This is a genomic window from Apilactobacillus micheneri (assembly GCF_006493595.1).
GTDB classification, from domain to species: Bacteria; Bacillota; Bacilli; order Lactobacillales; family Lactobacillaceae; genus Apilactobacillus; species Apilactobacillus micheneri.
Genome location: NZ_QUBI01000003.1, coordinates 124,742 through 137,354, shown reverse-complemented (window position 1 = coordinate 137,354; position 12,613 = coordinate 124,742). Strand labels below are relative to the sequence as shown.

General features: G+C 31.6%; 14 protein-coding genes. 9 read left to right on the top strand and 5 right to left on the bottom strand.

Annotation, left to right across the window (positions count from 1 at the left end; translation table 11 throughout):
* Window positions 1–45: 45 nt before the first annotated feature.
* A complete protein-coding gene (gene cls / locus DY123_RS04395; protein ID WP_140936220.1) occupies window positions 46–1,500 on the top strand; it encodes a cardiolipin synthase in 1,455 nt (484 codons plus the stop codon).
* Between the two features lie 19 nt (window positions 1,501–1,519).
* Entirely contained in the window at window positions 1,520–2,485 is a 966-nt protein-coding gene (locus DY123_RS04390; RefSeq protein ID WP_140936219.1) for a hypothetical protein, read from the top strand.
* A gap of 53 nt (window positions 2,486–2,538) precedes the next feature.
* Here DY123_RS04390 and pyrE read toward each other — a convergent pair whose 3' ends face one another.
* Window positions 2,539–3,174 (bottom strand): orotate phosphoribosyltransferase, encoded by a 636-nt coding sequence (gene pyrE, locus DY123_RS04385; protein ID WP_140936218.1) that lies wholly within the window; start codon window positions 3,172–3,174, stop codon window positions 2,539–2,541.
* A 1-nt stretch (window position 3,175) separates the two neighbouring features.
* The gene (gene pyrF, locus DY123_RS04380; protein ID WP_140936217.1) at window positions 3,176–3,892 is read right to left on the bottom strand and encodes an orotidine-5'-phosphate decarboxylase; all 717 of its coding nucleotides are present in this window, start codon (window positions 3,890–3,892) and stop codon (window positions 3,176–3,178) included.
* A 279-nt stretch (window positions 3,893–4,171) separates the two neighbouring features.
* Between pyrF and DY123_RS04375 the strand changes: the two genes are divergently transcribed.
* The gene (locus tag DY123_RS04375; protein WP_108982602.1) at window positions 4,172–5,395 is read left to right on the top strand and encodes an MFS transporter; all 1,224 of its coding nucleotides are present in this window, start codon (window positions 4,172–4,174) and stop codon (window positions 5,393–5,395) included.
* Window positions 5,396–5,439: 44 nt separating this feature from the next.
* Here DY123_RS04375 and DY123_RS04370 read toward each other — a convergent pair whose 3' ends face one another.
* Window positions 5,440–6,306 carry an N-acetylmuramoyl-L-alanine amidase family protein gene (locus DY123_RS04370; RefSeq protein ID WP_140936216.1) on the bottom strand — a complete coding sequence of 289 codons (867 nt, stop codon included), beginning with the start codon at window positions 6,304–6,306 and terminating at the stop codon, window positions 5,440–5,442.
* Between the two features lie 165 nt (window positions 6,307–6,471).
* Between DY123_RS04370 and DY123_RS04365 the strand changes: the two genes are divergently transcribed.
* The 6 genes from DY123_RS04365 to DY123_RS04340 all read left to right on the top strand — a co-directional run bounded on the left by DY123_RS04365 (window position 6,472) and on the right by DY123_RS04340 (window position 11,128).
* Window positions 6,472–7,338, top strand: a complete 867-nt coding sequence (locus tag DY123_RS04365; RefSeq protein WP_140934550.1) for a metal ABC transporter solute-binding protein, Zn/Mn family — start codon at window positions 6,472–6,474, stop codon at window positions 7,336–7,338.
* Window positions 7,325–7,990, top strand: coding sequence for an ATP-binding cassette domain-containing protein (locus DY123_RS04360; RefSeq protein WP_140934436.1), 666 nt, complete (start codon window positions 7,325–7,327; stop codon window positions 7,988–7,990). Before DY123_RS04365 ends, DY123_RS04360 begins: the two co-directional genes overlap by 14 nt.
* An 8-nt stretch (window positions 7,991–7,998) precedes the next feature.
* Complete coding sequence (locus DY123_RS04355) at window positions 7,999–8,793, top strand: metal ABC transporter permease (protein ID WP_140924816.1); 795 nt, start codon at window positions 7,999–8,001, stop codon at window positions 8,791–8,793.
* Between the two features lie 81 nt (window positions 8,794–8,874).
* On the top strand, window positions 8,875–9,603 hold the full coding sequence (locus DY123_RS04350) for a hypothetical protein (protein WP_140934435.1): 729 nt from the start codon (window positions 8,875–8,877) through the stop codon (window positions 9,601–9,603).
* A 97-nt stretch (window positions 9,604–9,700) separates the two neighbouring features.
* The gene (locus DY123_RS04345) at window positions 9,701–10,627 is read left to right on the top strand and encodes a GH25 family lysozyme (protein WP_140934434.1); all 927 of its coding nucleotides are present in this window, start codon (window positions 9,701–9,703) and stop codon (window positions 10,625–10,627) included.
* 15 nt (window positions 10,628–10,642) lie between these two features.
* Entirely contained in the window at window positions 10,643–11,128 is a 486-nt protein-coding gene (locus DY123_RS04340) for a hypothetical protein (RefSeq protein ID WP_140934433.1), read from the top strand.
* 57 nt (window positions 11,129–11,185) lie between these two features.
* Here DY123_RS04340 and DY123_RS04335 read toward each other — a convergent pair whose 3' ends face one another.
* Complete coding sequence (locus DY123_RS04335) at window positions 11,186–11,578, bottom strand: VOC family protein (RefSeq protein ID WP_105956836.1); 393 nt, start codon at window positions 11,576–11,578, stop codon at window positions 11,186–11,188.
* 19 nt (window positions 11,579–11,597) lie between these two features.
* The gene (locus DY123_RS04330; RefSeq protein WP_108982607.1) at window positions 11,598–12,599 is read right to left on the bottom strand and encodes a zinc-dependent alcohol dehydrogenase family protein; all 1,002 of its coding nucleotides are present in this window, start codon (window positions 12,597–12,599) and stop codon (window positions 11,598–11,600) included.
* Window positions 12,600–12,613: the final 14 nt, after the last annotated feature.

The following is a 12,613-nucleotide window of genomic DNA, read 5'->3' as shown; positions in this document are numbered from 1 at the left end:
ATGCTATAATATTATTATAAATACATTAAAAAAAGAGGATTTTAAATGAGTATAAAGGCTATTATTGATTTTGTTATTTTAGCCAATGAAGTATTAGCGTTAATCACTGTTTTTAGGGAAGAACGAGAAATATCTGCCACCTGGGCATGGTTATTAGTTTTATCTTTCTTACCAGTAATCGGTTTTTTAATTTATGCTTTCGTTGGTAGAAAATTGCCTAAAAAAAGATTATTTCGTTTCCAAGATAGGGATAATGAAAGAATTCATCAAGTGCTCGAAGAACAACTCAGATTACATAGTAATCCCAGGGGGATTAAAGCAGATGAGGTTTCTTATTCTGCTAGAAATTTAGTTAAATTATTTAAAAATTCTGATATTTCAGATTTATCCAGGCGTAATCATATTAAAATTTTCATTGAGGGTAATGATTTATTTAACAAGATGCTTAGAGATTTAAATAAAGCCAAATCATCAATAAATATTGAATTCTATACATTTTATAACGACGAAATTGGTAATCAAGTTTTAGATATGTTGGTTAAAAAAGCTAAACAGGGTTTGAAAGTCCACGTTATATATGATAGTTTTGGTTCTCTAGGAACCACTCGTTGCTTCTTTAAGCCACTAACTAAAGCTGGTGGGATGGCCGAACCTTTTTTACATACTCGTTCCGCAATTACTGACTTTCGTGTAAATTTTAGAGATCACCGCAAAATTGTTGTAATTGATGGAAAGATTGGTTATATTGGTGGATTCAATATTGGAGACCAGTATTTAAATCGTAAAAAGAAATTTGGTAAATGGCGTGACACCCACCTAAGAATAATTGGGAGTGCCGTTTATAATTTACAAGCTCAGTTTATTTTGGACTGGAATGTTACTGATATTCATCGCCAAATTGATGACGTTAATAATAAAGATTTCTATTTTCCACCTACTTACCAAGATGGCAGTACGAATGTGCAAATTGTATCTAGTGGTCCTGATACTAGCTTGCAACAAATTAAATTGGGATATATTAAACTAATTCAAACTGCTAAAAATTATTGTTGGATTCAAACGCCATATTTAATTCCTGATGATAGTACTACTGATGCTATTAAAAGTTCCGCAATGTCGGGAGTAGATATTAGAATTATGATTCCTTGTAAGCCCGATCATCCATTTGTATATCGAGCAACGCAATATTATGCTAAACAATTGGCTAAATATGGTGTAAAAATTTACTTCTATAGAAAAGGATTTTTACATGCTAAGACAATTGTTGTTGATGGTAAGGTTTCATCAGTAGGGTCAGCAAACTTTGATTTTCGTAGTTTTAAATTAAACTTTGAAATTAATGCTTTCTTATATGATGAGGCTATTAGCAATCAATTACGTTCGATTTACATTAAGGATATGAGAGATAGTACTTTAGAAACTGTTGAAAGCATGAATAACCAACCAATATGGTTAAGATTTAAGCAGGTATTTAGTCGTCTATTCTCGCCAATTTTGTAAGTTTAAAGGAGATCCTATTATGAAAAATATTTATAAAATAATGATTGCTGCTATATCTTCACTTGGATTATTATTTATTTTCAATTTAAATAATGATGTTAACGTGCATGCATTTGTGCATTCAAAACAAGAAATGCAAAAAAATTCAGAATTGTTTGATGGTGCAGATTATTCTGCCTCAAGAACTACTGATAAAGCTAATAGTTATGTTTCAAATCACTTTTTAGACAATAAAGCTAAGAATTATATTTATAATCTATATCGCAAAAATGCAGAATATTTAACTAAAAATTATGAGTTCTATGATGAATTAGGTGAATCGTATTTTTACAATGGTACTCCTAAGGGATTTAATGAAAACTTTACTAATTATTATCAATACGCTAAATACGCAGCAGACTTGCTAATCAATAATAATATAAAAACACAGCATCATTTTAAATTTAGTATTAAGCATCGTTCAAATAATGATTATTTTTCTTATAATAAATGGGAAAAAGGTTATATAAATCCAAAATGGATGCATTACTCTTATTCTTCAGAGGCTGATGGATATTCTGATGTTCCTTTATATGACAGTTTATCAAAAGCAAATAAATTCATGAAAAACTCTAATTATTACGGAACTAAAACGAGATTAGATTTTTATTACAATGCTAATCAAATGCTCGGATCATTTTACATTAAAAAGAAGAATAAAAATGTTTTCATGATAAAAATAGACAATAAAGTTTATTATGTACCTAGAAAATTATATTCTAGCAATAATAAAAAATATACAATTTTCGAAAAATATAATACTTATGTCGACAAAAATATTATTTGGTCTAGTATTGATATTACAGATCAAAAGAATGATGATATGATGGTGTTTAATAAAAATGCTAAATTAAATAATCAACGTATTTGGAATATGTCTAATGGAAATATTTATTATAAATATCGTAATAATATGTGGCAGGCAAATTCTTTAACTTATGGATAATATTTAACATAAAAAAGGAATCTTTGAGAAGATTCCTTTTTTATAATAATTTTTTATCTTTTCCAATTCCATGGATTTTGATGCCACTTACTTAATGAAACAGATTCTTCTTCAGAAATTAAATTGTCTATTTTTGCTTGTTCAATAATTGTTGGATAGTCGGTTAAAGTATCAAAATCAATGCCAGCTTTTTTGAAATTAGCAAAACTATCAGGTAATCCATAAGTGAAAATAGCAGCTACACCTAGAACTTTAATATGATTATCAGTTAAATATTTGGCAGCATTTAAAACACTATGACCTGTTGATAACAAATCATCGATTAAGACGACTTTTGAAGATTCATCAACAACGCCTTCCATTTGTTTACCTTGTCCATGGTCTTTAGGCTTAGAACGTACATAAATCATTGGTAAATTTAACTTTTCAGCGACTAAAGCGGCATGTGGAATGCCAGCGGTAGCGACTCCACCAATGACATTCACTTCTGGGAACTTGTTTTTGATTAAGTTAGCTAAACCTTCAGCGATATCATCTCTTACTTTAGGATAGCTGATGGTAATACGGTTATCAGTGTAGATAGGAGCTTTAATACCAGATGACCAATTATATGGTTTATTGGGTGATAATGAGACCGCCTTTACTTTTAATAAATCTGTTGCAATTTTAGAACTAATTGATTGAGTCATATTATTTACCTCCATTAATTTCTGCAAAAATCATTTTGTAAGTTTCAACCGGATTATCTGCTTTAGTAATACTACGTCCAACAACAATGCCATCACTACCTAATTGCCTTGCTTTAATCGGAGTAACGACTCTTTTTTGATCGTCATTGTTATTACTATTGAGTCTAATTCCAGGGTTAATACATAATAAATTTTTGTTAACCTTTTTATGAATAAATTCATCTTCTAAAGCTGATGCAATAACACCATCAGCACCACTTTGATAAGCAATATTGGCTAAATGAGATACTGATTCTGGCATACTAACATCTACTTGTTCCTCAACTTTTAATTGTGCTTCTGAAGTAGAGGTTAATTGAGTAACGGCTAACAATTTAGTTGTTTTAGTATGATATTGTTTACTGCCTGCATCTAAACCATCTCTAGCGGCTTGAATCATTTTGCCACCGCCAAGTGCATGAATTGTGGTGTATTGCACATCTAGTTGAGCTAATTGGAAAGCAGCTTTTTCAACAGTATGTGGAATGTCATGTAATTTTAAATCTAAGAAAACGTTGATATTCTTTTGTCTTAGTTTTTTTATTATTTCGGGACCTTCACGATAGAAAAGTTCCATGCCCACTTTTACTGACAGATTGTTAATCTCGCTAAAAGTCTGTAAGAATTCAAAAGTTTTTGCGGCTGTCGGAAAATCTAATGCAATAAAAACTGGTTTCATTAATTACCCTCCAAATAAAAAATCGTCTAATCAAAGAGACTAGACGACGAGTGTTGGGTACATTTATTCCGTTCATCGATTTGCTAGTCTCTCTGGACTAATTTAAAATCATTTATTACTTTTACTATACATTAAATTAAATTTTATGCAAACTTTAAAATTGAACTTGCAATCTAAAAAAATATAGTGCATAATTTTTTTAAGAATAAAATATCTTAGTCATAGATATTTCAAAAAAATAATGAATGTCTGCGAGCATTCGTTTTGGAGGAATTGAATATGGAAAATACGCAAAAAAGCCACGCTTTAACGTCGAAAAACCAAAAATGGGTGATTGCATCAACTTCGGTTGGTCAAATGTTGGAGAGTATGGATATATCATTTATCTCTTTTACTTTGACTTCAATCATTGCAAGTTTGCACATCTCTTCAGCAGCTGCTGGGATGTTGTCAACAATCACTACTTTTGGAACGTTATTGGGTGGTATTTTATTTGGACTTTTGGCTGATCGTTTTGGTCGAGTTAAAATCTTAACTTATACAATTTTCATTTTCGCTTTCGCCACTGCTGGAGTTGTCTTTGCCAAAGACTTTACAACATTATTAATCCTAAGATTCCTAGTTGGATTAGGTGCTGGTGGTGAATATGGAGCTGGAGTTGCGATGATTTGTGAAAGTTTCCAAAAGAAACAATTAGGTAAATCAGTATCCATCTCAACAATCGGCGGTCAACTAGGATCCATTGTGGCAGCATTATTGGCAGCATTTATGGTTCCCATGTTTGGGTGGCGAGCATTATTCTTAGTCGGCATCATTCCTATCTTCTTTGCATTTATAATCAGAAGACATTTAAAGGAAAGTCCTGATTTTATCGCAGCAATGTCAAATACTAAGAAACGTCCTAAAGTTTCAATTAAAAAATTGTTTGCAACACCTAAGATTACTTATCAAACTTTAGCATTAAGTACGATGGTTATTGTGCAAATTGCCGGTTACTATGGATTAATTAACTGGTTGCCATCAATCATGCAAAAACAATTGGGATTAAGCGTTTCTGGATCATCATTGTGGATGATTGTAACAATTACCGGAATGAGTGCGGGGATGTTAACCTTTGGAACTATCTTAGATAAATTAGGACCACGTAAAGCATTTGGAATCTTCTTATTAGTTGCTGCATTTGCAGTATATGGAATTACGATTGCAGTTAATGGATTTACATTATTGCTAGCTTCGACAGTTGTAGGTTTCTTTTCAAATGGAATGTATGGTGGTTATGGAGCAATCATTAGTAGACTATATCCAACCGAAATTAGATCAACCGCTAACAACTTTATTATGGGGATTGGTCGTGCAATTGGAGGTTTTTCGCCATTCGTTATTGGATTGTTGATGGAAAGTCATTCACTATTCATGATTATGGGAATGCTCTCATGCTTATACATCTTTAGCTTTATCGTCATGATGTCCATCTCATCTTTAAAGAATTTAGCTAAAAACTAATATCAAATAAATAACCACTTAGGCATACACCTAAGTGGTTATTTTTATTTATTAAAGTATTTATCAATTGAATGACCAACTTGATTGGCAACAGTTTCTTGATAAGCGTTGCTTCTAATGTACTGCAAGTCATGGTCACTATCCATAAAGCCCATTTCTAATAAAATAGCAGGTTGTTTATTTTCACGTAAAACATAATAATCGCCCATTGAAACTCCACGACTATGTAGTGGTAAGTCAAAACCATCATTAACTGTATTAGCAATGCCATCGGCATTAGGGTGGTACTTGTAAACTCCAAAGCCACTAGCACTACCATTACCATTGGCAGAATCAAAATGAAAACTAACGAATAAATCAGCTTTTATATTATTGGATAATCTAGTTCTTTGACCTAAACTAATATATTTATCTGAATCACGAGTCATAATTACATTAGCATTTAAATTTTTTAAGCGACTAGCAACTTTATCTGCCATTTTTAAAGTATAAGTTTTTTCCATGTATTGTTGATTAGCGGATAAAGTTCCAGAATCTGATCCACCATGACCAGGGTCAATAACAATGGTAGCTTCCGCCATTTTATTACTATGCTTAGGATTATAATCTTTTTGATCTAATAACCAGGATGCAATCCAACCTTCGTGATTGTTATATTTGACGTACCACCAATTATTTTCACTACTTTTGATTATTTTTAAATGTTGACCATGTGGTATTTGTTCAATAATTTGCGATTGGTCATTTGGGGCGTTTCTTAAGTTCAAACTTTCAGCTTCCACTTTTGGCAAAGATATCAGTCTAGCCAATTCAATAATTAGCAATATTAGTAAAATTACTGATATAATTCCTCTGATAAGCCAAATTTTGAACGGGGCATTTTTAAAATCTATCCAGATTTGTTTCATCATTTGATTTACCTCGAATACTATTTAAATCTAAATCGTCATTAGAATAATTGTAATATATATATGTTAAAATTATGTATCAATTATGTATAATTATCAATTAATTATATTTGAAATTATAAGGAGTATCTAACTTTGAAAAGTTTTCGGAACTTATTGTGTGTTGTGATGATGCTATTTTTCACTGGCATCATTTTAGTGGGATGTGGTAATAATCAAGCTACTAAATCAAATAAAATGAAAATTGTCACCTCAACTGATATATATGGGCAAGCCGCTAGAGCGGTTGCTGGAAATAAAGCCCAAGTGACCTCAATTATAAATAATCCCAATGTCGATCCTCATGATTATCAACCGACAATTAAGGTGGCCGAAGATATTTCAAACGCTAATTTAGTTATCTACAATGGATTGGGTTATGATTCTTGGATTGAACCATTGACGAAAAATACTAAGGAACATACTAATTTGTTAAATGTTGGATCCCATCTACTTAATAAGAAAACAGGCGATAATCCGCACGTTTGGTATTTTAGTCAAACCATGATTAAATTAACGCATGAAGTTGCTAAAACTTTGAGTAATAATGATCCAGCTAATAAAACTTATTATTTGAATAATGCACGCAAATACATTAAAAGTTTTACCCCAATTCAAAATAAACTCGCGCAATTAAAAGCTAATAAAAGTAAAAAATTAGTTGATGTTTCAGAACCAGTTTTTGATTATTCATTAAATGAAATGGGCTATCAAATTAAAGATGGTGGATACTCCAAAGCAGTTGAAAATGGGACTGATCCAACTCCTGACGAAATTCGATCAGTACAACTTGATATTATTCACCATAAAATTGCCTTTTTTGTTGAAAATACTCAAGCGAGTGATTCAATCGTTGATAATTTAGTCCAATTAGCTAATAAGCATAATGTACCAGTGGTTAAGGTTACTGAAACAATGCCAAGTAAGACAACTTATCAACAATGGATGATTTCACAATACCAACAAGTAGAGAGGATACAAGATGGAAGAAAATAAGCAACCGCTTTTGTCGGTTAACAATTTAAACGTTGCAGTTCAAGATCGAACCTTGATTAATAATTTATCATTTCAAATTTTACCAGCTACTTTAACCTGTGTAACAGGAGAAAATGGTGTTGGTAAAACTACGATGGTTAAAGCCATTTTAAAAAATTTTAATAAGAATAATACAGTTAAGGCAACTATAAAACGCAGTCAATTTCAATACGTACCACAATTTAGAAATATTGATAATGACTATCCTTTAACGGTAAAAGATTTTATTAGTTTGGGATTACAACATTCAATGTTGCCTTGGCTAAGTAGAAAAGAGAAAGCTTCAGTTAATAAAGTTATTAAAATGACTAATTTAGAAGCTTTAGCTAAAACTCCATTAGGTAATTGTTCTGGTGGGGAACAGCAACGAGTGTTCTTAGCTCAAGCATTAGTTTCAGATCCTAAATTACTTATTTTAGATGAAAGTACTGCTAGTCTAGATAAAGAAGCTAAATTTTTATTACTAGATGTGGTTAAACAAGTTATTAAAAAAACACATACGGCAGTTATTTTTATCACCCATGATCCAGTCTTGGTACAAACTTATGGTGATTATGATTTAAATATTGATAATCATCAAGGCACCATTTCTAAGATAAAGGGGGTAAAATAATGTTAGATATGTTCAGTTATCCATTTATGCAATATGCATTTATTGCAAGTTTCTTTATATCTATTTTATGTGGATTAATGGGAGTATTCGTTGTTGCTAGAAAAACAGCATTCTTTACTCACACTTTATCTGAAATCAGTTTCTCAGGAGCTTCATTTGGAGTATTCTTAGGAACCAACCCCATTATTGGGATGTTAATATTTACGGTGTTAAGTTCACTGATGATTGGGACGGTTGGTTCTAAAGTCAGTCGCCGTGAATCATCAATAAGTGTATTTTCGGTATTGTTTATTGGTTTGGGGATTTTATTTTTATCACTAGCTAATAGTCAATCTAGTTATGCTACCAATATTTTATTTGGTAGTATTGTGGGAATAAGTTTGGATAATGTAACAACTTTAGTTGCATTAAGTATTTTAATTATTTTGGTAATTGTCTTAATTTATCGTAAGTTAAAATATAATTCATTCGATGACATTGGAGCTGGTTTTAATTCTAGAGCCAACACTTTTGTTTCAATCGTATTTTTGATATTGTTAGCTTGTACAGTTAGTGTTACCGCACAAATCGTTGGTTCTTTATTGATTTTTGCTTTATTAACCATTCCAGCATCATCAGCTAAATACTTTGCTCATAGTATTTGGGGGATGACGTTATTGTCATTTATATTTTCGCTGATTGGAACTTGGGTTGGTTTATATTTAAGTTTTATTACAAACTTACCTGTCAGTTTCTTTATCGCTTTGATTGAAACCATTATTTATATTATTGCAGTTCTTTACGATAAAGTAACAAGAATTTAACCTAAACTTTAAACAAATTGGAGTATACATTTGTTATACTGAATTTAAGAAATAGTTTTACAAGGAGATGCTAAATTTTATATGAAAGCATGGAAAAAAATTGTACCTGCAATTGCTGTTCTAGGATTAGTTTTAACTGCTTGTGGTCAAGGTAACTCAGATAAATCATCAAACAGTAGCTCACAAGAATCTAGTTCAAGTGTCAAATCATCTAATTCTAGCTCAAGTGATTCAAATTCAAGTTCTAGTAAATCATCTTCAGATGAAAGTTCTAGCAATTCTGCTAGTTCCAGTCATACTGATAACAAATTAGGCAACGAAAAATTACCAAGACAAAACTCAGCTGCATCAAAAATTAGTGGTGACAAAGCTAACTACAATGTTAGATATTCTACTGATGGTGCAACATTTAATAAGAAAACTTATAGCAATGCTAGTTCTGCTAGTCAACAAGTAAATTATCAAAGTAGTGACAGTACTAAAGGATTGCCTTCAGTAGACTTAGGTTACAGTGTTAAGGGACATGAGGATCGTGGTGCTGGTCAAGCTTATGTAAGCACTAACTTTGGTAATTGGTCACTAGTATCACATGCTAATATGGAAAATGGCAGTGACAAAGCGGTAGAAAATGCTAAATCAGCTGTTAAATTTATTCAAAGCAATTCATTACCTATTCCTCAAAGTAAGGGGAATATTCAAATTGAAAGTGATACTGAAAGCTCAGTTACTTGGCAAGAAGGAAATTCTGTTTACACAGTTAAAGCTCCTAATGCTACAGCTGCCTTAAAGATGGCAACTTCAATTAAATAATGATATTTTTAATAGTCTAAAAGCCTTAGTGGTTTTTAGACTATTTTTTTGTTATAATTTCTTACCAATAATACTAAAAGGGACGTTGTAAATAATTATGGATAAAAATAATAAAATTTTAGTTTTCATTTCAACTTTATTTTTATGTATGTTTTTATTTGTATTTTTTGGTGAAATGAATGTTAAAGCTAGTGGCCAACGATATTCACCTGTTGCATATGACATATCGCAATATCAAGGTTACTTAACTGATAGTCAGGCTAAAAATCTTAAAAAAGAAGTTAAATTTGTTATTTTACGAGTTCAAGATGGAAGTTACAAAGATATAAAATTTGAACATAATGTTAAATTAATGGATCGTTATAATATAAAGTATGGAGTTTACGGATATAGTGAATATACTAACCCATATCAAGCACGGCAAGAAGCACGTAGACTATATTATTCAGCTAAGGGTGCATTATTTTATGCCAATGATTTTGAAATTGGGTTCAAAAATAATACAGATGCTTCTACTTCAGCCTGGGCTAATGAGATGCGAGCTGTAAATGGTGGCAAACCAATTGTATTATATGGTTCTAAAAGTACATTGGATTTATTTAAGAAAAATACCTTAAAAATTTATAATAATATTTGGCTGGCATCCTATTCTAAGTACATGCCTAATCCATCATATAAGTATGATTTGTGGCAATATACTAATTCTTATCCTAGTGTATCGTTGAGTCAAAAGCTGGATGGTAATACTATTCCCTATGGTGGTAGAATTAATGATTTATTGTATAGAAAAAACAATAAGAAACTTAATTTGAATCTTTATTATCACATCAAAAATATGAGCTACATGAAAGTTATTAACAAAAAGGGTGTTAATCTATACATTAACGGTAAAGTTATACGTAGAGCCAAATATGGCGAAGTTTTACCAATTAAATCCTTTAAGATTAAACATAATCGTGTAATGGCCAAAGGTAACTTAGCAACGTATACTGCTAACAAGAAATCAGTAGCTATTTATAAATAAAAGGAGATTCTTTTTATGAAGAAAAATATTTATCGCAATTTATTATTAAGTGGATTGATTATGGGATCATTGATTGTATCTGTTAATCCTTTAGTTTCAGCTTTAAATAAACACCATATTGAACAAAATCACCAACGAAAAGTGATTCATTCAACTAAAAATTGTAAAAGAACTATTAAGTTAGAAAATGAAACTGTTACTTTAAAGCCTGGTGGCTACTTAATAACTAACAAGCATAAAAAAATAGCTTTAAAGAAAATTATTGTGAACAATCCATCAAACTATGCTGCTCAGGTTTCTAAAAAACATATGGATACCAAATTTTATAAAGTAACTAAACATCAAAAACGTCGTTTTAGTCAATCTGTTACTTATTATGTAAACATTTATGGAAAAGGCTTTAGCCAAAAAGGTTGGGTTGCTAGTAAATACGTTCACTTTAACCAAAAAGATGCAATGAACAACGCTAAGAAAACACCATTGTATGCTACACATCCATAAAATAGAATAAAAAAATAACCTCCCAACAGGGAGGTTATTTTTTTATTCTATCAAATATTATTTAATGATTTGGCAGAATTCAATTTTTTCATGGTTAGGACCTTGAATATTGAAGAAACGAATACCATTATCCCAGAAAGTAGGGATTGATTGGATTTCGTCATCTAAAACATTGAAACCTTGTTCTTTAGCAGCTTCAAATGCTTTATCAACATCAGTACAGTTCATAGAAAGATGGTTGATAGCACCATTTTCCATAGCAACTGGATCGCCTTCCCATGTTTCAATGGTTAAATTACCATATCTCATGAATGCACAACGGTTTTCACCATTGTGGAATGCGCCAGCTTGGTCAAAGCCTAATGCTTTGTAGAATTCAATTGTCTTATCTAAATCTTTTGAAGGGATTCCAACATGTTGTAATCCATCAAAGTAATCGTTTAAAGCCATAATTTTATCCTCCAAATAATTAGTCAGAAACTTTAACTACACATTTACCTTTAAGATCTGAAGTACCGTTTAGAACGCCTTCAACATCTTCTAGGCTGATAACATTATCAATAATGTCAGCAACATCTACACCCTTGCTTTGTAGTAATGCAATAGCATCTTCGAATGAGTTAGGATTGATGAATGCACCTTGGATAGTTAATTGTTTTTGGAATACTTCGTAAGTGTTCATTTCGAATTTTTGGTTAGGAGCACCAACACCGAACATTAATACTTGAGCACCCTTAACTGTTGCTTCAACAGCTTGTTCTTGAGTAGCTGGTTGACCAACAGCTTCGATAACAACATCATATTCTGAAGGAATCTTTTCTTTAGTAGTGTTGATAACTTTATCAGCACCAGTCTTTTCCTTTTCAGTAGCTAATTTGTCATCATGACGACCAGTTAGAGTAACTGATTTAACACCATATGATTTTAGTAATTGAGCAAAGATTAGACCCATGAAACCATCACCAATAACTAGAGCGTTTTGGTAAGGTTTGATGCTTAATAAGTCCATACCGTGAACGGCACATGAAATTGGTTCACATGTAGCAGCTGATTTTAAATCAACATTTTCAGGTAATTTGTATACAACTTGTGTAGGAGCAGTGAAGTATTCTTCTAATCCACCGTTTCTAGTAACACCAACGGCTGATAAGTTTTCACATAATTCAGGACGTCCAGTACGGCAGTACTTACATTTACCACAGTAAATGTTAGGGTCAACAGTTACACGGTCACCAACTTTGTAATCAGTAACGTCTGATCCAACAGCTGAGATAACACCTGAGTTTTCATGTCCTAAAACGATTGGAGGAACAGCTGGAGCTGAACCTGGAAGTCCATTGTATAATGCGTAGTCAGTACCACAGATACCAGCGTACTTAGCATTTACAACAACTTCGTTAGCCTTTGGTTCAGGTTTTTCAGTATTTTGAATTTCTAATTGTTTCTTACCAGTTAAAACTAATGCTTTCATAATTCAAGATCCTT

What these genes read in the sequence shown, in the direction of transcription:
- cls (WP_140936220.1), top strand. Translation starts at nt 46, where the DNA reads ATGAGTATAAAGGCTATTATTGATTTTGTTATTTTAGCCAATGAAGTA.
- DY123_RS04390 (WP_140936219.1), top strand. Translation starts at nt 1,520, where the DNA reads ATGAAAAATATTTATAAAATAATGATTGCTGCTATATCTTCACTTGGA.
- pyrE (WP_140936218.1), bottom strand. Translation starts at nt 3,174, where the DNA reads ATGACTCAATCAATTAGTTCTAAAATTGCAACAGATTTATTAAAAGTA.
- pyrF (WP_140936217.1), bottom strand. Translation starts at nt 3,892, where the DNA reads ATGAAACCAGTTTTTATTGCATTAGATTTTCCGACAGCCGCAAAAACT.
- DY123_RS04375 (WP_108982602.1), top strand. Translation starts at nt 4,172, where the DNA reads ATGGAAAATACGCAAAAAAGCCACGCTTTAACGTCGAAAAACCAAAAA.
- DY123_RS04370 (WP_140936216.1), bottom strand. Translation starts at nt 6,306, where the DNA reads ATGATGAAACAAATCTGGATAGATTTTAAAAATGCCCCGTTCAAAATT.
- DY123_RS04365 (WP_140934550.1), top strand. Translation starts at nt 6,472, where the DNA reads ATGATGCTATTTTTCACTGGCATCATTTTAGTGGGATGTGGTAATAAT.
- DY123_RS04360 (WP_140934436.1), top strand. Translation starts at nt 7,325, where the DNA reads ATGGAAGAAAATAAGCAACCGCTTTTGTCGGTTAACAATTTAAACGTT.
- DY123_RS04355 (WP_140924816.1), top strand. Translation starts at nt 7,999, where the DNA reads ATGTTCAGTTATCCATTTATGCAATATGCATTTATTGCAAGTTTCTTT.
- DY123_RS04350 (WP_140934435.1), top strand. Translation starts at nt 8,875, where the DNA reads ATGAAAGCATGGAAAAAAATTGTACCTGCAATTGCTGTTCTAGGATTA.
- DY123_RS04345 (WP_140934434.1), top strand. Translation starts at nt 9,701, where the DNA reads ATGGATAAAAATAATAAAATTTTAGTTTTCATTTCAACTTTATTTTTA.
- DY123_RS04340 (WP_140934433.1), top strand. Translation starts at nt 10,643, where the DNA reads ATGAAGAAAAATATTTATCGCAATTTATTATTAAGTGGATTGATTATG.
- DY123_RS04335 (WP_105956836.1), bottom strand. Translation starts at nt 11,578, where the DNA reads ATGGCTTTAAACGATTACTTTGATGGATTACAACATGTTGGAATCCCT.
- DY123_RS04330 (WP_108982607.1), bottom strand. Translation starts at nt 12,599, where the DNA reads ATGAAAGCATTAGTTTTAACTGGTAAGAAACAATTAGAAATTCAAAAT.